The organism is Micromonospora sp. I033 (genome assembly GCF_053890995.1).
Genome location: NZ_JBSSLX010000108.1, coordinates 1 through 18,473 on the forward strand (window position 1 = coordinate 1; position 18,473 = coordinate 18,473).

Below are 18,473 nucleotides of genomic sequence, written 5' to 3' on the forward strand. Positions count from 1 at the left end.
CACCGCGGCCCGCTCCGGCAGACCCGCCTTCTTCGTCGCCGCGATGATCGCCTTCGCGTTCGCGACCTGCTCGTCGCTCAGATCAATCTTGGACTGGGCGCCCTGCACACCATGCGGGATCAGCTTGCCGGCATCCGGCTTGTCAGCCTGCACCACCGCCGCCTCCGACAGCCCCGTCACCGGCGCCGCCTCCTGATGATTCAGCGGACCCGCCGCCAGACCACCAGCGAACGCCAGACCAGCAATACCCAGCACACTCTTCCGCAGCATCGTGTTCATGACAGACAGCTCCATTCGGGGGTCGGCGCACACCCCGACCGGGGGGTCGGTTAGCCGGCGTGCGCAAGCACCGTCAGGCGCTCAAGAAGCCTTGGGGGATCATCGGCGCGCGGGGCGGAGCCTCTTCGTCGCGCCGGGACCATGTACAACGACCGGCAGCCCACCATCATTCCGGGGTACGGCACCCACCTCGGCGGGCAGTCCCCGCGGGCTGGCCACCCCGCAGAGCGGGGCGTCCTCCTCGGCCGCGCACGGGGATACAACGACCTCGGCCCGCCCGCCATTCCGCCGTCAGGGTGCCGCCGACCACCCAACAAACCGGACACCCCGCCCACACCGACATCGTCGGTGGAACACCATGGGTGTATCCGGGCCCCGGAGACACCTATGGCGTTCCACTCACGGCCCAGAGCCCGGCGCAAAACAGACATTCCAGACCCGCGTGGGCCTGGACCGCCGCCCGAGCGCCCGACTCGACAGCGCCACGTCGGGGAGCTGGAGTCGCGCCTTCCGATACCGCCGCCTCGGGGGAGGAACGCCACTCCCCGACCCGGCGGCCATCGCCGGCGGGCTCCGGCGCGACCGGGGGGCGAAAGGCGTCAGGCCCGGTCCGAGAAGGACCGGGCCTGACCAGAAACCGTGCGCCGCCAGGGACTCGAACCCCGAACCCGCGGATTAAGAGTCCGCTGCTCTGCCAGTTGAGCTAGCGGCGCTCGCCGGCAACGGCAGGAACGTTAACACGCCGCCGAGCGGCCCTCGCCAGGGGCTGCACCCGTTCCACCGCGAGTGCCGGCCCGCTCGCCGCTCTCCCGGCGAGGCGTCGGCGGCACCAAGAAAAGTCAGGCCCGGTGCATCGCACCGGGCCTGACTTTCGCTTGTTGTGCGCCGCCAGGGACTCGAACCCCGAACCCGCGGATTAAGAGTCCGCTGCTCTGCCAGTTGAGCTAGCGGCGCTCGCTGACAACGGGGGAAACATTAGCACGGCCGCCGACCCGGGTTCCAATCCGATACCGGGCTCCACCCTTCGGTCGAGCTTAACCGGCGAAAGCCCGCAAAGTTCGCACGTGTCCGGCGACGGGGCGCTGGGCGCGGGCCCTCATGCGGCACGATGTCCGCCAGGCACGCGAGAACAGAGGTGGGGATGGGCAGGTTCGCGCGGGCCGGGGCGATGGTGGGCGTCCTGGTCCTCACGGCGTCACTGGCACTGACCGGGTGCGGCGACGACCAGAAGAAGCCGGCGTTCGTGGCCGGCGCGCAGCAGGGCGACGCGGCCGAGCCAACGTCGCCGGGCACGACGGGCGAGCCGAGCCAGCCCGCCCTGCCGGCACTGACGGTGAGCCCGGCCGACGGGTCCGACAAGCGCCCGATCAGCACCGAGATCAGCGCGCGGATCCCCGGTGGCGGCAAGGTGTCGAAGGTCGTGCTCACCGCCGCCAACGGCGCCACCGTCGCCGGACGGCTGCGCCGGGACGGCTCGTCCTGGGTGCCGTCGTCGCCGCTCAAGTACGGGACCCGGTACACCGCCACGGTCACCGGCACCGGCACGGACGGCCAGACCCGGCAGGGCACCAGCAACTTCACCACGATGGCCAAGCCGAAGTCGATGATCGGCTCCGGGCTCTACATGTTCAGCGGCAAGACCTACGGGGTGGCCATGCCGGTGGTCGCCGAGTTCTCGCCCGGCATCCCCAAGAAGGACCGCGCCGCGGTGCAGAAGCGGATGTTCGTGCAGACCGACCCGCCGCAGCCGGGCGCCTGGCACTGGGTCTACAACGGCACGCAGGCCTACTACCGGGCGCCGGAGTACTGGAAGCCGGGCACCACGATCACCGTCCGGCTGGCGCTGGCCGGGATCCCGCTGAGCAACGGCCGCTACGGCAACGTCGACCGGAGCGCCACCGCCAAGATCGGCCGGGCCTTCGAGATGAAGGTCGACAACGCGACCAAGCAGATGACCGTGTACGAGAACGGCGCGGTGGTCCGGACCCTGCCGGTGAGCCTGGGCAAGAAGAGCACCCCCTCCTCCAGCGGCACGATGGTGGTGATGGAGAAGAAGGAGTCCACGGTCTTCGACACCCGCGACGAGCCGGACCCCCGCAACCAGTACGTCACCGAGATCGACTTCGCTCAGCGGCTGACCTGGGGCGGCGAGTACATCCACGCGGCACCCTGGTCCGAGGGGGTGCAGGGGCGGCAGAACGTGTCGCACGGCTGTGTCAACGTGTCGATGGCGAACGGCCGGTGGCTGTTCGGCAAGACGATGGTCGGCGACCCGGTCACGGTGAAGGGCACCGAGCGACGGCTGGAGCCGGGCAACGGCTGGACGGCCTGGAGCATGAGCTGGCGGCAGTTCGTCGCGGGCAGCGCCGTGCCGGTGCCCGAGGGTGGCCAGGGGTCGCCCTTCTGAGCAGGCGTAACGTGGGCAGACGCGCCACCGGCGGGTGGCCGTTCGTCCGCGTGCCGTCGGGTGGAGGGGAGAACCCTCCGCCCGGCAAAGCGCCGCACGATATCAGAATCGTTACATCGCGGGCGGGGTGTTTCGGTTCACGTCCGGCAACGGGTAACCGTTCCGGTGCGTCTGTTGGGACGATGGGACCCGGGACCACGACTGTGAGGGAAACATGCGAGCTAGCCAGGACGAGCTGATCCGGGGTGGCACCGCCCGGCGCGGCGGGCGACGCCGCGTGTTCGCGGCCGCGGTGCTCGCCGCCGCCATGGCGCTGACCGGCTGCACCGGCGACGGCGGCGGCGACAAGCCGTCGAGCTGGCAGGGGGGCGGGGAGAGCGGCCCGAAGGCTGCGGCCACCATCACCGAGCCCGCGGCCGACGCCAAGGACGTGCCGGCCTCCACCGCCGTCACCTTCACCACCAAGGAGGCGGAGGAGACCACCGTCGAGCTGAAGGACTCCGCCGGCAAGGCCGTCGAGGGCCAGCTCGCCGAGGACGGCAAGAGCTGGCTCCCGGACGCCGCGCTGGACTACGGCGAGACGTACACGGCGACCGTGACCGCGACCGGCGACGACGGCAAGCCGGCCACCGCCACCAGCACCTTCACCACCATGGCGAAGCCGGGCAAGCAGATCCGCGTCACCAGCTTCCTCGGCGACAACCAGGTCGTCGGGGTGGCCATGCCGCTGATCGTCAAGTTCGGCCGGGCCATCCCCGAGGACTACCGCGACGACCTCCAGCGCCGGATGACGGTCACCGCGAAGCCGGCCCAGGAGGGCATCTGGCACTGGATCAGCCCGACCGAGGTGCACTACCGGCCGAAGGTGTTCTGGAAGGCCAACAGCACCGTGAGCTACAAGGTGCAGGCGGGTGGGCTGCCGCTCGGCGGCGGCTGGTACGGCCGCTCCGACCTCACCGTCGACATCAAGATCGGCCCGTCGTTCGTGATGACCGTGGAGAACCGCACCAAGCGGATGACGGTCACCAGGGACGGCAAGGTGATCAAGACGATCCCGGTGAGCCTCGGCAAGAAGACCACCCCGTCGTCCAGCGGCACCATGGTCGTCATCGAGAAGCTCCGCCACACGGTCTTCGACACCATGGAGGAGCTGGGCCCGGAGGAGGGCTACCGCACCGAGATCGACTACGCCCAGCGGCTCACCTGGGGCGGCGAGTTCATCCACGCGGCACCCTGGTCGGAGGGCGTGCAGGGCCGGACGAACGTCTCGCACGGCTGCGTGAACGTCTCGATGAAGGACGGCAACTGGCTCTTCGCCAACACCCGCATGGGCGACCCGATCACGGTCAAGGGCACCGAGCGCAAGCTCCAGAACGGCAACGGCTGGACCGACTGGAACATGAGCTGGGACGAGTACGTCAAGGGCAGCGCCGTGCCGTACGAGCCGCCGGCCGAGCCGGGCGACGACACCAGCCCGAGCGCCGACGAGCCGAGCGTCGAGCCGACCCCCTGAGCGGGACACCGAACGGCCCCCTCCACCCGGAGGGGGCCGTTCGACGTCGCACGGCCCGGAACGACCGAAGCCCCCTCCCGGAGGAGGGGGCTTCGGTCACCTGGGGTGACTGATGGGAATTGAACCCACGACAACCGGGACCACAACCCGGTGCTCTGCCAACTGAGCTACAGCCACCATGCTCTCCGCGCCGGTCGACCCGGGCGGGGCGCGGACTAATAATAGCCACACCCCTGCCGGGCCCGTCCACCGGGTTCCGGGCGGGGCTCAGAGCTGGGCGGCGATCGCCTTGGCGCTCTCCACGTCCGGGCCGGGCAGTGGCACGAAGACGGTCCGCCGGTAGTACTCCAGCTCGCGGATGCTCTCCCGGATGTCGGCCAGCGCCCGGTGGGCCAGCCCCTTCTGCGGCTGCCCGAAGTACACCCGCGGGTACCAGCGCCGGCAGAGTTCCTTGATCGAGGAGACGTCGATCATCCGGTAGTGCAGGTGGGCGTCGAGCCGGGGCATGTCGCGGGCGATGAAGCCGCGGTCGGTGGCGATCGAGTTGCCGCACAGCGGGGCGGTCCGCGGGTCCTTCACGTGGCTGGCCACGTAGTCGAGCACCAGGTCCTCGGCCTCGCGCAGGGTGACCGTGGAGCGGCGTACCTCCTCGGTGAGGCCGGACTTGCCGTGCATGGTCTGCACGATCTCCGGCATGGCGTCCAGCGCCGCGTCGTCGGCGTGGATGACCACGTCGACGCCCTCCCCGAGCACGTTCAGATCGGGGTCGGTGACGAGCGCCGCGACCTCGATCAGCTTGTCCCGGCCGAGGTCCAACCCGGTCATCTCACAGTCGATCCAGACGAGAAGATCAGCCACCGCAACAGACTACGCGCCACCGACCCGCCCGCGCCTGAAGCACCCTCGCCCAGGTGGACCGCTAGGGTTTCCCCGTGCCAGCCGAACCCGTCGCACCACCCGCCGTCACCGAGGACGACCCGGGCGGGCGTACGGCCCGTCGGCTGGTCGCGGTGGTGGCGCTCGCGGCGGTGCTGCCGGCGCTCTACCTGCCCGGCCTGGTGCACGACTTCTTCGACCTCAAGATCTACATGCGGGCGATGGACTGGTGGGCGGCCGGCCACCCGCTCTACGACTACGTCCAGCCCGACCGGGTGCAGGGCGCGCTCTACTTCACCTACCCCCCGTTCGCCGCGCTGCTGCTGCGGCCGTTCGCGCTGCTGCCGCTCGGCGCCACCATCGCGATCTTCACGGTGCTGACCGTGGTCGGCGTGGTGGTCACCACCCGCTGGCTGGTGCTGCCCGTGGTCCGGCGGCACGACCTGCCGGAGCTGTTCACCGTCACGGTCGCCGTGCTGCTGGTCCTCGCGGTGGAGAGCACCCGGGAGACGCTCACCTTCGGGCAGATCAACATGCTGCTGGTGGTGCTGATCCTGGGCGACCTGCTGTTCGCCGTACCCCAGGGGCGTCGGTGGGCCGGCGTGGGCGTGGGGCTGGCGGCGGCGCTCAAGCTCTTCCCCGGCATCTTCGTGCTCTACCTGCTGGCGACCCGGCGCTGGCGGGCGGCGGCGGTGGCCGCGGTGACCGCGGCGCTGGCCACGCTGCTCGCGGCGGCGGTCGCGCCCGGCGACTCGTGGCGATTCTGGACCCACGAGCTGTGGGCGACCGACCGGGTGGGCCGCACCGACTACACCGGCAACCAGTCGCTGTTCGGCCTGCTCAGCCGGATCACCGCGCCGGACAAGCCGAGCCAGCTTCCCTGGCTGCTGCTGGCGCTGCTGGTCGCCGGCTACGGGCTGTGGCGGGCCGCCCGGGCGGCGCGGGCCGGGGACGCGCTGGCCGGCCTCACCCTGACCGGCCTGGTCGGCGGGCTGGTCAGCCCGATCACCTGGACCCACCACCTGTACTGGTTCATCCCGGCGGTGGTGGTGCTGGTCGACGCGGCGCTGGACGCCGACCGGGACACGGTGGAGGGTGCCCGCCGGCGGCGGTGGCTGCTCGGCGTCGCCGTCGGCATGGGCTTCGTGATCGTCTACGGGGTGGTGACCTTCCAGGACTGGGGTGTCGCCCCCGCCCGCACCGACAATCCCGGCGAGTTCGTCGTCCGCAACGCGTACGTGCTGCTCAGCCTGCTGCTGCTGGCCGTGCTGCCGAGCCGTCGGCCGAAGCGGGCCGACGCCGCGGCCGAAAACGTGCAGTAACTGGACAGACCTCGCGACAAGCGCCGTTCAGCGCTAATCTGGTCCCAACTACCTCAGGTTTCTCCCAGGTAGCACCGAATCCCCCGGTGACGGTGGCCCTCCGCGTCGGCAGCGCGGAGGGCCACCGCCGTGCGGGCCCGAAGTCAGTCGCCGACCGGCGGGGCCGGCCGGACCGGGCGGGGCGTCTGCGCGGTGGTCACCGGGGGCCACGACCAGTCCGGGTCGACCGGCAGGTCGGCCAGGCTCTCCGGCCGGCGGCTCGGCACCGGGCCGATCGCCGGGCGGGACCGCTCGGCGGACGCCGACCCCACGGACACCAGTTGCCGGTCGGACAGGGTGGACGGTTCCGGCCGCTGGCCCAGGCCGCTGAGCGAGCTGACCCCCAGCCGGCCGGCCAGCACCGGAACCTGGTCGGGCTCGACGACGAAGACCACCTCACGCGGACGGACCGGGCGCAGCAGCAGCACCACGGCGAGGACCACCAGCAGCGTCCCGCCGGCCAGCAGCGCCCAGGCCACCCCGGGGAACCAGCCGGCGCGCAACTCGGCGCGCAGGTCCAGGGCCAGGTCGGCCCGCCCGTCCGGCCGCATCACCACCAGGCTCAGCGACCGGTCGGCCAGCTCGGCCGGGCTCCACTCCAGGGCGCCGATCCCCTCGCGTACCCAGAGGTCCTGGCCGAGCGGGACGGCGACCGCGGTGCCGGCGGTGGCCGGGGCGAGGCGGACCGGCAGCGGCCCCCGGGCCAGCGCTACCCGACTCACGGTGGCGTGCGGCACGTCGGCCAGCCACCGTCGCACCTGGTCGGTCGGGGCGAGGCCGAGGAAGGCCGGGCCGTCCGCGGTCCGCGCGGTGAGCCGCAGCCGGGCCTGCCCGACCCGGGCGACCGGCGCCTCGGCGCGGAGCAGGGCGTCCACGTCGGTCACCACGACCGCCCGGGCGGGGGTGCGGACCGTCTCGAAGCGGGCGCCGAAGCCGCCGTCCGGGTCGGCGTGCCGGGCGGCGAGCCAGAGCCCGGCCCCCGCCAGCAGGGCCGGAATCCCCACGGTCAACAGCAGCATGCCGGCGATCGTGCGCACGAAACGCATTCGCGTCGTCCCCCTCGGTAGCGAAGTACCCGGCCGACCTTACCGACGACGACCACACAATCGCCGGATATCCACGGCAAGCACCTGAAGGACCGCGGACACGCCGCCGGCCCGCCGGAAGATCCGACGGGCCGGCGCGCGGGCGCAGGTCAGGACTTCGCGACGGGCTCCCGGCGGGTACGCAGGAACGCCAGCCCGCCGAGGATCAGCCCGGCCAGGCCGGCGACCAGACCGGCCACGCCGAACGCGGTGGCCGCCCCGGTGTCGTCATCGTCGTCATCGGCGGCGGTCGCCGCCGGTGCGCTCGCCACCGGCGAGGCGGAGGCGGAGGCGGCGGTCAGAGTGAGCACCGGGGCCGGGCTCTCCGGTTCCTCCGCGCCCGGCGCGGGCTCCTCGATCCAGCGGGCGACGTTGCCGTCCGAGTAGGTCTGGAGCACCTTGAACACCATCCGGTCGACCTGGGGCAGCGGCCCCATGGACACCGGGAACTCCTGGAACTCGCCCGGCTTGACCCCGCCGTTGGGGGCGGCCGTCCAGGTGAGCTTCGAGACGGCCTCGGTGAGCTGGCTGCCGTGCACCTCGATCGGCGGGTCCACCTTGCGCTTCTCCACCGCCACCGTCCAGCCGGGCACCGGCATGGTGGAGACGGAGCCGACCGGGGCGTTCTCCGGCAGGTTCACCTCGACCTTGGTGGTCGACGCCGTGTCGCTCTCGTTCGGCACCCGGAAGGCGAAGCGGCCGTAGCCGCCCTGCGTGGCCTCCGTCGGGTTGACGGTGACGTGCGCCGAGGCCGGCCCGGCCAGGCCGAGCACGGCCGTGGCCACGGCGGCGAGGGTGAGCGCGGCGGCGGTCGCGGGACGCCGGAGACGGATCATGTGGGCGAGCCTTCCGTTTACTTGACGGGCACGGTGGCGGTCACCGTGGCCTGGTCGATCTCGGACGTGCGGACGGTGAAGCGGAGCTGCCACTGCCCCGCCGCCGGCAGGTTGATCTCGCCGAAGGCGTGGTTGTCGGTCAGCGGCAGCACCGGGATCGTGATCGGCTCGATGCCGGCCGAGGGCAGCGCGGCAGTCGCCTTCCACTCCTGCACCGGCTGGGGCCGGTTGTCCTTCGTGTACGCGTAGAGGTGCAGCGAGTTGCTGCCGGTCTCGGCCGGGTCCAGCTCGACCTGCAGCGAGTAGATCGGGCTGCTCAGCGTGGTGGAGAAGTAGCCGGCCGGGGTGCCGGCCACGTCGGCGGAGGCGGTCCGGGCCGGGGTGGTCTGCACCAGCGTCGCCGAGAGGCCGAGCACCACCGCGGTGATCGCCAGCTCGGCCACCACGGCCCGCCGCATCGACCCCGGGCGTCCCGCGGCGGTGCGCCGCCGGACCAGCGCCCGGGAGTAGGCGGCCACCCCGATGACCAGGGCGAACAGCACGATCTTGGCGAGCAGCAGCCGGCCGTACGTGGTGTCGACCAGCGCCTTCGGGGTGGCCACCTCGATGAGCCCCTGCACGGTGCCGGCGAGCAGCAGCGCGGCCACCGCCAGCGCCGCCCAGCGGGACCAGATCGGCAGGATCGCGTCCAGCTCCCGCTCGTCGGCCCGGCGCAGCAGGAAGACCGCGAGCATCACCAGGCCGCCCAGCCAGACGGCCATGCTGCCCAGGTGCACGGCGTCCACCACCACCGACACCGCGGGCGCCGGCGAGGCGGCCGGGTGGCCGGCGAGGGGCCAGGTGAACAGCGCCGCCCCGCCGAGGACGGCCAGGATGAGCCCGTCGGTGCGGCCGACCGGACCGGCGAAGAGCGGGCGGAGCAGGAACGCCGCCGCGGCGAGCAGACCGAGCCGGACCAGGTGCGCGGCGCCGTAGGTGGTGCCCAGCACGCCGCCGAGGCCGGAGCCGGTGACGTCGAACAGGCCCCCGCCGTTGGTGTAGGGCACCTGGAGCCACAGCTCGGCGAGGGTGGCCACGGCCAGCAGGCCCAGCCCCGACCAGGCCAGCCGGGCGGGGCCGCGCCGGGACAGCCGGCGCGGCCAGAGCGCGGCCAGCACCAGCGCCGGGCCGACGAGCAGCAGCAGCCCCACGTAGCCGAGGTACTTGGCGACCTTGACCGCGTTCTCCACCACCGGGTTCGCCCGGGTGTCCGTGCCGGTGTCGGTCGGCGGGGTGGACGGCGCGCCGACCGAGTAGGTGAACGCCCCGGAGACCGGGTGGCTGTCCGCCGAGATCACCCGGTAGCTGACCAGGTAGGTGCCGCGCGCGCCGGACGGGTCCACCGGGACGGTGACCACGGCGCCCTTGAACACGGGCTCGCCCCGGTCGGCCCGGGAGCCGTCGGGCGCGATCACCCGGATCTTGTCGGGGACCTTGCGGACGCCCTCGCTGAAGGTGATCACCACTTCGGCGGGCGCGGTCGGCACCACGGCCGAGGCGGCCGGGCTGCTGCTCACCAGCACCGCGTGGGCACTGGCCGGGGTGGCCGGGGCCAGCAGCAGGGCGACGAGGGTGACGAGCAGTCCGGCGAGGGTCCCCAGCCGGGCGGCGCGGCGACGGTCGGCGACGGCCACGGGGCGGCGGCGTACGGCAGCGGTCATGACCAACATGCTTCCCGAACGGTGCGGCGTCCGGCGACCCGGTCTCATCCGCGTCCCGGCACCGTGGGCACCCGCTCGGCGGGGGCCGGCCGGGACCGGCGGCCGGTGCGCCCGGCCCGCGGAGACCGGGCATCGCGCCCGTCCAGCCCGGCCAGGCGTCCGTCGTCGCACGTCATGAACGGGTAGTCGGCGGGCACGCGGGAAAAGTTCCCGGCGTGGGCGGGACCACGGATTGGGCCGAAGGACCCTGTCCGGCACAGGTAGGCCGCGTAACCTCGTCTGACGTGATCCCCGCCCCGCGCGACACCTCCGCCGGCCGCCCCGCGGCGCCGGCACCCGAGGCTGCGCGGGACACCGCCACCGACTGGGCACTGGCCGCCCGGGCCGGCGACCCGGTCGCCCAGGCCGCCTTCGTCCGGGCCACCCAGGCCGAGGTGTGGCGCTTCGCCGCCGCCCTGGTCGACCCGGACAGCGCGGACGACCTCACCCAGGAGACGTACCTGCGCGCGTTCCGGGCGCTCCCCGGTTTCGCGGGACGGTCCACCGCCCGCACCTGGCTGCTCGGCATCGCCCGGCGGGCCTGCGCCGACCACCTGCGCACCGTGGTCCGCCGCCGGCGGCTGGACGCGCGGCTCGCCGCGCACGCGGCCACCGACCGGCCGCACCCCGACCCGGCCGGGCAGCTCGGCGCCACCGACCTGGTCCGCCGGCTCCCCGCCGAACGGCGCTCCGCGTTCGTGCTCACCCAGCTGCTCGGCCTGTCGTACGCCGAGGCCGCCGCGGTGGAGGGGGTGCCGGTGGGCACCATCCGCTCCCGCGTCGCCCGAGCCCGCGACGAACTGGTCGAGGCCGCCGGCGACGCGATGACCGGCTGACCGTGGAACTTTCCTCGGAGCCGGGACGACAAATGATCGTGACCGCTCCCCGCACCCGGGCCCCCCGCTGGCCCGCCGTTCGGCCCTGGCTCGGCATCGCGGCCCGCCTCGGTCTGGCCGCCGTCTGGTTGGTCGCCGGCGCCTCCAAGGTCGACGACCTGGCCGCCTCCGGCCGGGCGGTCAACGCCTACCAGGTGATGCCGTACGACCTCGCCACGGTGATCGGCGCCACGCTGCCCTTCGTCGAGCTGGCGCTCGGCGTACTCCTGCTCGTCGGGCTCGCCACGCGGCTAGCCGCCGGCATCTCCGCGGCGCTGCTGGTGGTCTTCGTCACCGGCATCGCGTCGGCCTGGTCCCGTGGCCTGGCCATCGACTGCGGGTGCTTCGGCAGCGGCGGTCAGCTCGCCGCCGGCCAGGCGCCGAGCTACCTCCCGGAGATCCTCCGGGACCTGGGATTCCTGGTACTGGCCGGGTTCCTGCTGATCTGGCCCCGCACCCCGTTCTCGGTGGACGGCTGGCTGGCGGGCGAGACCGTGGAGGTCGAGGATGAGTAGTCGCAAGGGGCGGAGGAACGCGGCCCAGGTGGTCCGCGCCCAGCTCGCCCGGGAGAAGCGGCGCACCCGCACGATCTGGACCTCCGTCGCCGCGGTGGTGGTGCTGGTGATCGCCGGGCTGATCGGCTGGACGGTCTACGACAGCCAGAAGTCGGACACCTTCACCACCCCGCCCGGCGCGAACCCGCCCGGCACGGGCATCGTCCTCGGCGACGGCCCGGTCACCGTCGACCTCTACGAGGACTACCTCTGCCCGGCCTGCAAGCAGTTCCAGGACACCAGCGGCGCGACCGTCAACCAGTTGATCAGCGAGGAGAAGATCCGGGTCGTCTTCCACCCGGTGGCCTTCCTCAACCGCTTCTCCACCACGGAATACTCCACCCGCTCCTCGGCCGCCGCCGGCTGCGCCGCCCAGGGTGGGAAGTTCAAGGAGTTCACCGACCAGCTCTTCGCCCGGCAGCCGGCCGAGGGCAGCGCCGGGCTCAGCGACGACGAGCTGATCGACATCGGCGCCGGCGTCGGGCTCAACCGGGACGACTTCGGCTCCTGCGTGCGGGACGGGAAGTACAAGGGGTGGACCGAGCACGTCACCGACGACGCCAGCAAGTCCGGCGTGACCGGCACCCCGACCATCCGGGTCAACGGCAAGGACGTCCAAGACCGCAGCCCGGAGGGGATCAGGGCGGCCGTGGAGGCGGCTGGCAAGTGATCCCCGCACCGCTGCGGCGGGCCGGGCTGGTGCTCACCGCAGCGCTCGCCGCCCTCCTCGCCCTCGCCACCCCGGCCGCCGCGCACGGCGCCGACGCCCCCGACGGCACCGACTACCGGGCCGAGGTCACCGGCGTCGGTCCGGGGCAGCCCGGGCTCACCGCGCGGATGGTCGAGGCCGGCGCCCGGCTGGAGCTGACCAACCGCACCGGGGCCGACGTCGAGGTGCTCGGCTACTCCGGCGAGCCGTACCTGCGGATCGGGCCCGGCGGGGTGTACGAGAACAGCCGCTCCCCCGCCACCTACCTGAACCGCACCCTCGCCGGGGACACCCAGCTCCCGCCCGAGGCCGACCCGGCCGCCGCGCCGGTGTGGCGGCGGATCTCCGACGGGCCGACGGCCCGCTGGCACGACCAGCGCACGCTCTGGCTGGAGTCGGCACCGCCGGCTCAGGTGGCCGCCGACCCGGGCCGCGAGCAGCGGGTCCGCGACTGGGTGGTGCCGCTGCGGGCCGGCACCGGCACGGTCGAGGTGCGCGGCACCCTGGACTGGGTGCCGCCGCCGGACGCGTACCCCTGGTGGGTGGCGGCCACCCTCGGCTTCCTGGCGATCGGCGCGGCCGGGCTGGTCCCGGCCGGCACCGCCACCGGCGTCCGCGCCCTGCGCGGGGTGGGTGCGCTGCTCGCCCTGGGCGGGGCGGCGACCGTGGCGTTCACCGTCGGCAAGGCCGTGGACATCGGCGCCGCCGGTGCCGGTGGGGTGCTGCTCGAACTGCTCACCGGGCAGCTGTGGACGCTGCTCACCGGGCTCGGCGCGCTCGCCGCCGGCGGGTACGCGCTGGCCCGCCGCCCGGCCGCCGACTTCGCGCTGGCCCTGGCCGGCGCGTGCCTGACCCTGTTCGCCGGGATCACGAACCTGGCCGTCCTGTCCCGCTCGGTGGCCCCGTTCGCCGGCCCGGCGGGCCTTGCCCGGGTCCTGGTGACGCTGGCCCTGGCCACCGGCGCCGGGGCGGTCGCCGCCGGCCTCCTGCGCCTGCGCACCGCCTCCCGGGCGGCGCTGGGCACGCCCCCGACGCCGGTCCGCCGCTGACCTCAGGACGGGCGGGGGGCGAAGCCGTAGGGGAGTTCCAGGCGGTGTGCGGCCAGCAGCGCCTCGTCGGAGAGCAGGTCCGGCGTGGGGGCGTCGGCGACGATGCGGCCGCCGTCCAGGATCACCGACCGGTCGCACAGCTCCGCCGCGTACGGCAGGTCGTGGGTGACCATGAGCAGGGTCACCGGGAGGCCGCGCAGGATCTCCGCCAGCTCCCGACGGGCGGCCGGATCGAGGTTGGACGACGGCTCGTCCAGCACCAGGACCTCCGGGCGCATGGCGAGCACGGTGGCCACCGCCACCCGGCGGCGCTGCCCGAACGAGAGGTGGTGCGGCGCCCGGTCCCGGTGCTCACTCATTCCCACCGCGGCGAGCGCCTCGTCCACCCGGGCGGCCAGCTCCACCCCGCGCAGCCCCAGATTGGCCGGCCCGAACGCGACGTCCTCGGCGACCGTCGGCAGGAAGAGCTGGTCGTCCGGGTCCTGGAAGACGATGCCCACCCGGCGGCGGATCTCGGCCAGCGTGTCCCGGTCCCGGCTCACCGTCAGGCCGCCGACGCTGACCGTCCCCTCGGTCGGGGTGAGGATGCCGTTGAGGTGCAGCACCAGGGTGGTCTTGCCGGCGCCGTTCGGCCCGAGCAGCGCCACCCGGTCGCCGCGCGGCACGGTCAGGTCCACCCCGTGCAGGGCGACGTGACCGTCCGGGTACGCGTACCGGACGCCACGGACGTCCAGGGAGGGCGACTGCTGCACGTACCCGATCATGTCAGGACGAGCGCGACGGCGGCGATGGTGGCCGCGATCGCCGGCACGGTGGCGGCGGCCGCCCACTGGCCGGCGGTGGCCGCGCCCGCGCCCTGCCAGACCGCCGGCATCCGGCCGGTGTAGCCGCGGGAGAGCATGGCCAGGTAGACCCGCTCGCCCCGCTCGAAGGCGCGCAGGAATAGCGCGCCGACCCCGGCGGCGAAACCGCGGAGCTGCCAGAGGAAGCGCGGGTCGTCGCCCCGGGACACCCGGGCCACCCGCATCCGCCGGGCCTCCCCCACCAGCACGTCCAGGTAGCGCAGCATGAAGGTGGCGATCTGGGTGAGGATCTGCGGGCAGCGCAGCCGGTCCAGGCCGACGATCAGGTCCCGCGTCGTCGTGGTCGCCGCCAGCAGGAGCGACGCGAGTACGCCGAGCGTGCCCTTGGCCAGGATGTTCCACGCGCCGTGCAGCCCGTCGACGGAGAGGCTCAGCCCGGCCACGTCGACCCGCTCTCCGGTGCCGAAGAACGGCAGCGCGAACGCGAACAGCACGAACGGCAGCTCGATCAGCGCCCGGCCGAGCAGCCAGCGCGGCCCCACCCGGGCCAGCGCCGCGACGGCGCCGACCAGCAGGGCGTACCCGCCGAAGGCCCAGTACGCCTCCCGGGGCGTCGCGACCACCGCGACGGTGAACAGCACCATCGCGGCGATCTTCACCTCCGGCGGGAGGCGGTGCACCGGCGAGGACGACTCGCGGTAGAGCAGGTGGGCGTGCCCGGCACCCATGCGCGGCTCAGCGGCTGCCGGTGGCGCGCACCGGGCTCTCGTCGGCGGTCGGGCCATCCGTCGGACCGGCCGTCGCGCCGGTCGCCGGGTCGGTCGCCGGGCCGCGGCGGCGGGCCAGCCAGAAGAGGCCGCCGCCGACGGCGAAGGTGAGCAGCACGCCGAGCACGCCGGACAGGCCGGTGGAGAGGAAGCCGTTGGTCACCCCTCGGACGCCGTAGTCCGCGAGCGGGCTGTCGGCCAACTCGTGGTCCTTCGCCTGCTGGGCCGGGCAGCTGCCGCCGGTGATCTCGTGGTCGGCGTTCACCGTGCAGCCCTTGAGCAGCGACGAGTCGAGCCCGTCCGGGTGCGCCGAGGCGTAGTTGCTGACCACGCCGGCCAGCAGCAGGGCGACCAGCAGGCCCCCGAGGACGAACGGCCAGGGACGCTTGCTCATCGGGCACCTCCGGCGACCGGGACGGCGGGAGCCGGCACGGCCGGCTTCAGGGCGCGCAGCGCGTACACCAGGTCGGGGCGGACCTTGGCGACGGTGACCACGGTGGTCGCGGTGATCAGGCCCTCGCCGATGCCGATCAGCAGGTGGACGCCGGCCATCGTGCCGGCCAGCCCGGTGAGGTTGCCGCCCAGGTCGGTGGTGCCGCCCAGCCAGTACTGCAGCACGAAGCCCTGGGACGCCACCACGACGCTGACCAGCGCGGAGACGAAGCCGGTGACCGCGAGCCCAGCCGGGGTGCGCGGCAGCACCCGCAGCAGCAGCGCGATCAGCAGGTAGGCCGCGGCGGTGCCGAGGATCGCCATGTTGGTGATGTTGAGGCCGAGCATGGCCACCCCGCCGTCGCCGAAGACCAGCGCCTGCACGACCAGCACCACGGCGACGCAGAGCGCGCCGACCCACGGACCGACCAGCAGCGCCGCGAGGGCGCCACCGAGCAGGTGGCCGCTGACCCCGGCCGTGAAGATCGGGAAGTTGAGCATCTGCACGGCGAAGATGAACGCGGCCACCAGGCCCGCCATCGGGGCCAGCCGGTCGTCGAGGTCACGGCGCCCGCGCAGCACGCAGAAGGTGAGCACGGCAAGCGCGAGAGCAGCGAACACCGCGGCGACGGGACCGTCGATGATCCCGTTCGAGATGTGCATCGCGAGGGTTTCCACGCGCTGAGCTTATTTGCGTGGGGACGTTGTTGCCAATCCCTTGCAACAAGCCATGGTGATCATCACGCGGCGGCGCGTCGCCACCCGCCCCGAACCGGACGGCGGCGGTATCGTCTGCGCCATGACCGACCGCCTGAACCCCGGCGACCCCGCCCCCGAGTTCACCCTCCCCACCGACACCGGCGGGACCCTGTCCCTGGCCGACCTGCGCGGCCGCAAGGTCATCCTGTACGCGTACCCGGCCGCCATGACGCCCGGCTGCACCAAGCAGGCCTGCGACTTCCGCGACTCGCTCGCCTCGCTCCAGGCCGCCGGCTACGAGGTGGTCGGCATCTCCCCCGACAAGCCGGAGAAGCTGGCCAAGTTCCGCGACCGGGACGCCATCACCTTCCCGCTGGTGGGCGACACCGACAAGTCGGTGCTGACCGCGTACGGCGCGTTCGGCGAGAAGCAGATGTACGGCCGGACCGTCACCGGGGTCATCCGCTCGACCTTCGTCATCGACGAGGACGGGAAGATCGAGCGCGCGCTCTACAACGTCAAGGCCACCGGACACGTCGCCAAGCTGCGCCGCGACCTCGGCCTCGACTGAGGCTGTCGGAGACCACCGCTACCGTCTGCGCGTGGTTCGCTACAAGTACTCACCCGAGGCTCTTGCGGCAGCAGCGGCGGAGGCGCGGAGCATCGCCGAGGTACTTCGGCTGCTGGGAATACGAATGAGCGGCGGCTCGCACGCCCACATCAGCCGGCAGCTGAAGCGCTTTGGCATCGACACCTCACACTTCAGCGGCCAGGGGCACAACCGCGGAGCGCAGGGCCCTCGGCAGGCGCCGTGGGAGACTCTGGTCCGGCTGCCGGCGGACGCGGCCAGAACGCCCGGCTTCCGGCTCCGGCGGGCCCTGGCATTCATCGGCGTGCCCGAACAATGTGAGATCTGCGGCCTCGGCCCGAGGTGGCAGGGGGCTCCGCTCATCCTCCACGTCGATCACATCAACGGCGACCGGCTCGACAACCGGCCACCCAACCTGCGGCTGCTGTGTCCCAACTGTCACAGCCAGACCGCGACCTATGCCGGCCGGGCTCGAAAGCGGGCCGACGTGCCGGCCTCGCCACCACTCTCGGCTCGCCCCACATCGAGCGACGCGCCACCGCCGGACGCGGAGGCCTTGGTCGAAGCCGTCAGCGCCGGCCGCGTGACGACCGTGGAGGCTGCCCGCCTCCTCCACTGCACGAGAGACCACGTGAGCCGGATGCGGCGGCGCTTCGAAGCGACCGGAACCATCGCACCGCCCTCGCGGGTCCCTGACCGGCCGATCCAGCGCCGGTTCCGGGATGCCGTCATCCGGTTCGCACTCGCGCATTCGGAAGCCGGCTCCCGGAAGATCGCCGACGCGCTGACCGACGCCTCGGACGCTGGCGCGACGATCAGTCATCGCACCGTCCAGGCGATCCTCCGAGAGGCTGGCCTCACCACGCTGGAGGCGCGACGCTCTAGACTCAGCAGGTCCGCGGGAGTGGCGTAACAGGCAGGCGCGATAGGTTTAGGTCCTATTGTCCGAAAGGACGTGGGGGTTCGACTCCCCTCTCCCGCACCAGCCCGATGTCGTGATGGTCACGAACGCGGGTTCGCGTCGGGTCGTCTCGCGCAGGATGACGGCGTGAACCTGCGTTTCGTCCTGGACCCCGACCTCACTCCTGAGCTGCGCGAGCAGATCATCGCCCTCTGGGTCGACGTGACAAATGCCGGCGGCGCGGTGGGCTTCGTCGCCCCGGTGACCGAGGCCGCGGTGCGGCCCATGGCCGTGGCGACCTTCGCCACGATCAGCGACGGGCCGGACCGGCTGCTGGTCGGCTACGAGGGGGACCGCCTCGTCGGCGTCCTGATCGTCGCGGACAACCGGTTCCACCTGAAGACGCACTGGCGGGTGCTGAAGCGGGTCATGGTGCACCCGGACACACAGGGGCGCGGCTACGGCGCCGCGCTGATGCGCGAGGCCGAGCGGATCGGCCGGGAGCTGGGCTTGGCGGCGCTGCACGTGACCGTCCGGGACGGGCTGGGTCTGGGCGGGTTCTACGAGCGCCTCGGGTACCGCGAGGTCGGGCGGCTGCCCGGCGCGCTGCGGCTCGCCCCGGGCGACGACCGGGACGAGGTCTTCATGTGGCTCGACCTGGAGCCCGCCGGGGCCTGACTCCGTGTCCGCGCGGGCGCTCGGTCGTGTGCCTGGCGCCCTCGGGACCAGGACCGGGGCCGGCGCGTGGGCCGGGGCCGGCGCGTGGGCCGGGGCCGGGAGGTAGGGCGGCCACTGTCGAGCTGACGTCGGCGACGACTCGGCCGCGGTGAGTCGTTGCCGACATCAGCTCGACAGGCAGTCACGGAGACAAGCTCCACCGGTGCAGCCCGGCCTCCGGACGCCGGCGGTCCCAGGGACCGGTCAGCCGCGCCGACGCATGCCGGCGGCCCAGGGACCCCTCAGCCGCGCCCACGCTTGCTTGCGGCCCAGGGGCCGGTC

General features: G+C 73.2%; 18 protein-coding genes, 4 tRNA genes and 1 pseudogene. 11 read left to right on the forward strand and 12 right to left on the reverse strand.

Annotated elements, in window-relative coordinates:
* From ACW0Q9_RS18495 to ACW0Q9_RS18505, 3 genes and pseudogenes are all read right to left on the reverse strand, one after another.
* Nucleotides 1–279 (reverse strand): annotated as a pseudogene (locus ACW0Q9_RS18495) (hypothetical protein); the annotation flags it as partial.
* Between the two features lie 640 nt (nt 280–919).
* Nucleotides 920–992: transfer RNA gene (locus ACW0Q9_RS18500), tRNA-Lys, on the reverse strand.
* A gap of 168 nt (nt 993–1,160) precedes the next feature.
* Nucleotides 1,161–1,233: transfer RNA gene (locus ACW0Q9_RS18505), tRNA-Lys, on the reverse strand.
* A 187-nt stretch (nt 1,234–1,420) separates the two neighbouring features.
* Between ACW0Q9_RS18505 and ACW0Q9_RS18510 the strand changes: the two genes are divergently transcribed.
* The gene (locus ACW0Q9_RS18510; RefSeq protein WP_456182920.1) at nt 1,421–2,686 is read left to right on the forward strand and encodes an Ig-like domain-containing protein; all 1,266 of its coding nucleotides are present in this window, start codon (nt 1,421–1,423) and stop codon (nt 2,684–2,686) included.
* Between the two features lie 214 nt (nt 2,687–2,900).
* The gene (locus ACW0Q9_RS18515; protein ID WP_456182922.1) at nt 2,901–4,199 is read left to right on the forward strand and encodes an Ig-like domain-containing protein; all 1,299 of its coding nucleotides are present in this window, start codon (nt 2,901–2,903) and stop codon (nt 4,197–4,199) included.
* Nucleotides 4,200–4,300: 101 nt separating this feature from the next.
* On the opposite strand, the gene ACW0Q9_RS18520 is transcribed toward ACW0Q9_RS18515, so the two are convergent.
* Nucleotides 4,301–4,376 (reverse strand) — tRNA-His (locus tag ACW0Q9_RS18520).
* Nucleotides 4,377–4,466: 90 nt separating this feature from the next.
* Nucleotides 4,467–5,057 (reverse strand): oligoribonuclease, encoded by a 591-nt coding sequence (orn, locus tag ACW0Q9_RS18525; RefSeq protein ID WP_456182924.1) that lies wholly within the window; start codon nt 5,055–5,057, stop codon nt 4,467–4,469.
* Nucleotides 5,058–5,131: 74 nt separating this feature from the next.
* Here orn and ACW0Q9_RS18530 point away from each other — a divergent pair, with 74 nt between their 5' ends.
* Nucleotides 5,132–6,397 carry a glycosyltransferase family 87 protein gene (locus ACW0Q9_RS18530; protein WP_456182926.1) on the forward strand — a complete coding sequence of 422 codons (1,266 nt, stop codon included), beginning with the start codon at nt 5,132–5,134 and terminating at the stop codon, nt 6,395–6,397.
* A 143-nt stretch (nt 6,398–6,540) separates the two neighbouring features.
* Here ACW0Q9_RS18530 and ACW0Q9_RS18535 read toward each other — a convergent pair whose 3' ends face one another.
* The 3 genes from ACW0Q9_RS18535 to ACW0Q9_RS18545 form a co-directional block, all read right to left on the reverse strand.
* Nucleotides 6,541–7,482, reverse strand: a complete 942-nt coding sequence (locus ACW0Q9_RS18535; RefSeq protein ID WP_456182928.1) for a hypothetical protein — start codon at nt 7,480–7,482, stop codon at nt 6,541–6,543.
* Nucleotides 7,483–7,631: 149 nt separating this feature from the next.
* A complete protein-coding gene (locus ACW0Q9_RS18540; RefSeq protein ID WP_456182930.1) occupies nt 7,632–8,357 on the reverse strand; it encodes a YcnI family copper-binding membrane protein in 726 nt (241 codons plus the stop codon).
* 17 nt (nt 8,358–8,374) lie between these two features.
* Nucleotides 8,375–10,057 carry a copper resistance CopC/CopD family protein gene (locus ACW0Q9_RS18545; RefSeq protein ID WP_456182932.1) on the reverse strand — a complete coding sequence of 561 codons (1,683 nt, stop codon included), beginning with the start codon at nt 10,055–10,057 and terminating at the stop codon, nt 8,375–8,377.
* 284 nt (nt 10,058–10,341) lie between these two features.
* On the opposite strand from ACW0Q9_RS18545, the gene ACW0Q9_RS18550 reads away from it, so the two are divergent.
* Genes ACW0Q9_RS18550 through ACW0Q9_RS18565 form a run of 4 tightly spaced genes read left to right on the forward strand, consistent with a single transcriptional unit; the run spans nt 10,342 to nt 13,283 of the window.
* Entirely contained in the window at nt 10,342–10,932 is a 591-nt protein-coding gene (locus tag ACW0Q9_RS18550; protein WP_456182934.1) for a sigma-70 family RNA polymerase sigma factor, read from the forward strand.
* A 32-nt stretch (nt 10,933–10,964) separates the two neighbouring features.
* Nucleotides 10,965–11,486, forward strand: a complete 522-nt coding sequence (locus ACW0Q9_RS18555; RefSeq protein WP_456182936.1) for a MauE/DoxX family redox-associated membrane protein — start codon at nt 10,965–10,967, stop codon at nt 11,484–11,486.
* Nucleotides 11,479–12,195, forward strand: coding sequence for a DsbA family protein (locus tag ACW0Q9_RS18560; RefSeq protein ID WP_456182938.1), 717 nt, complete (start codon nt 11,479–11,481; stop codon nt 12,193–12,195). The genes ACW0Q9_RS18555 and ACW0Q9_RS18560 overlap by 8 nt, the downstream gene beginning before the upstream one ends.
* Entirely contained in the window at nt 12,192–13,283 is a 1,092-nt protein-coding gene (locus ACW0Q9_RS18565) for a hypothetical protein (RefSeq protein ID WP_456182940.1), read from the forward strand. The genes ACW0Q9_RS18560 and ACW0Q9_RS18565 overlap by 4 nt, the downstream gene beginning before the upstream one ends.
* A gap of 2 nt (nt 13,284–13,285) precedes the next feature.
* Here the strand turns inward: ACW0Q9_RS18565 and ACW0Q9_RS18570 are convergent, their stop codons facing one another.
* From ACW0Q9_RS18570 to ACW0Q9_RS18585, 4 genes are read right to left on the reverse strand one after another with little or no spacing between them, the layout of a single operon-like run.
* Nucleotides 13,286–14,047 carry an energy-coupling factor ABC transporter ATP-binding protein gene (locus tag ACW0Q9_RS18570; RefSeq protein ID WP_456182942.1) on the reverse strand — a complete coding sequence of 254 codons (762 nt, stop codon included), beginning with the start codon at nt 14,045–14,047 and terminating at the stop codon, nt 13,286–13,288.
* Nucleotides 14,044–14,814: a cobalt ECF transporter T component CbiQ gene (gene cbiQ, locus ACW0Q9_RS18575; RefSeq protein ID WP_456182944.1), complete on the reverse strand. Its 771-nt coding sequence runs from the start codon at nt 14,812–14,814 to the stop codon at nt 14,044–14,046. Before cbiQ ends, ACW0Q9_RS18570 begins: the two co-directional genes overlap by 4 nt.
* Nucleotides 14,815–14,821: 7 nt before the next feature.
* Complete coding sequence (locus ACW0Q9_RS18580; RefSeq protein ID WP_456182946.1) at nt 14,822–15,247, reverse strand: PDGLE domain-containing protein; 426 nt, start codon at nt 15,245–15,247, stop codon at nt 14,822–14,824.
* Nucleotides 15,244–15,963: an energy-coupling factor ABC transporter permease gene (locus tag ACW0Q9_RS18585; RefSeq protein ID WP_456182948.1), complete on the reverse strand. Its 720-nt coding sequence runs from the start codon at nt 15,961–15,963 to the stop codon at nt 15,244–15,246. Before ACW0Q9_RS18585 ends, ACW0Q9_RS18580 begins: the two co-directional genes overlap by 4 nt.
* Before the next feature lie 121 nt (nt 15,964–16,084).
* Here ACW0Q9_RS18585 and bcp point away from each other — a divergent pair, with 121 nt between their 5' ends.
* The 4 genes from bcp to ACW0Q9_RS18605 all read left to right on the forward strand — a co-directional run bounded on the left by bcp (nt 16,085) and on the right by ACW0Q9_RS18605 (nt 18,152).
* Nucleotides 16,085–16,555 (forward strand): thioredoxin-dependent thiol peroxidase, encoded by a 471-nt coding sequence (gene bcp, locus ACW0Q9_RS18590; RefSeq protein ID WP_456182950.1) that lies wholly within the window; start codon nt 16,085–16,087, stop codon nt 16,553–16,555.
* A 31-nt stretch (nt 16,556–16,586) separates the two neighbouring features.
* A complete protein-coding gene (locus ACW0Q9_RS18595) occupies nt 16,587–17,486 on the forward strand; it encodes an HNH endonuclease (protein WP_456182952.1) in 900 nt (299 codons plus the stop codon).
* A tRNA-Leu gene (locus ACW0Q9_RS18600) sits at nt 17,472–17,558 on the forward strand. The genes ACW0Q9_RS18595 and ACW0Q9_RS18600 overlap by 15 nt, the downstream gene beginning before the upstream one ends.
* A 63-nt stretch (nt 17,559–17,621) precedes the next feature.
* On the forward strand, nt 17,622–18,152 hold the full coding sequence (locus tag ACW0Q9_RS18605) for an N-acetyltransferase family protein (protein ID WP_456182954.1): 531 nt from the start codon (nt 17,622–17,624) through the stop codon (nt 18,150–18,152).
* Nucleotides 18,153–18,473: the final 321 nt, after the last annotated feature.

Excerpts from the sequence above, each read along its gene's own strand:
- ACW0Q9_RS18540 (WP_456182930.1), bottom strand. The coding sequence starts at position 8,357 with ATGATCCGTCTCCGGCGTCCCGCGACCGCCGCCGCGCTCACCCTCGCC.
- bcp (WP_456182950.1), top strand. The coding sequence starts at position 16,085 with ATGACCGACCGCCTGAACCCCGGCGACCCCGCCCCCGAGTTCACCCTC.
- ACW0Q9_RS18580 (WP_456182946.1), bottom strand. The coding sequence starts at position 15,247 with ATGAGCAAGCGTCCCTGGCCGTTCGTCCTCGGGGGCCTGCTGGTCGCC.
- ACW0Q9_RS18560 (WP_456182938.1), top strand. The coding sequence starts at position 11,479 with ATGAGTAGTCGCAAGGGGCGGAGGAACGCGGCCCAGGTGGTCCGCGCC.
- ACW0Q9_RS18510 (WP_456182920.1), top strand. The coding sequence starts at position 1,421 with ATGGGCAGGTTCGCGCGGGCCGGGGCGATGGTGGGCGTCCTGGTCCTC.
- ACW0Q9_RS18555 (WP_456182936.1), top strand. The coding sequence starts at position 10,965 with ATGATCGTGACCGCTCCCCGCACCCGGGCCCCCCGCTGGCCCGCCGTT.
- ACW0Q9_RS18570 (WP_456182942.1), bottom strand. The coding sequence starts at position 14,047 with ATGATCGGGTACGTGCAGCAGTCGCCCTCCCTGGACGTCCGTGGCGTC.
- ACW0Q9_RS18515 (WP_456182922.1), top strand. The coding sequence starts at position 2,901 with ATGCGAGCTAGCCAGGACGAGCTGATCCGGGGTGGCACCGCCCGGCGC.
- ACW0Q9_RS18545 (WP_456182932.1), bottom strand. The coding sequence starts at position 10,057 with ATGACCGCTGCCGTACGCCGCCGCCCCGTGGCCGTCGCCGACCGTCGC.
- ACW0Q9_RS18535 (WP_456182928.1), bottom strand. The coding sequence starts at position 7,482 with ATGCGTTTCGTGCGCACGATCGCCGGCATGCTGCTGTTGACCGTGGGG.
- cbiQ (WP_456182944.1), bottom strand. The coding sequence starts at position 14,814 with ATGGGTGCCGGGCACGCCCACCTGCTCTACCGCGAGTCGTCCTCGCCG.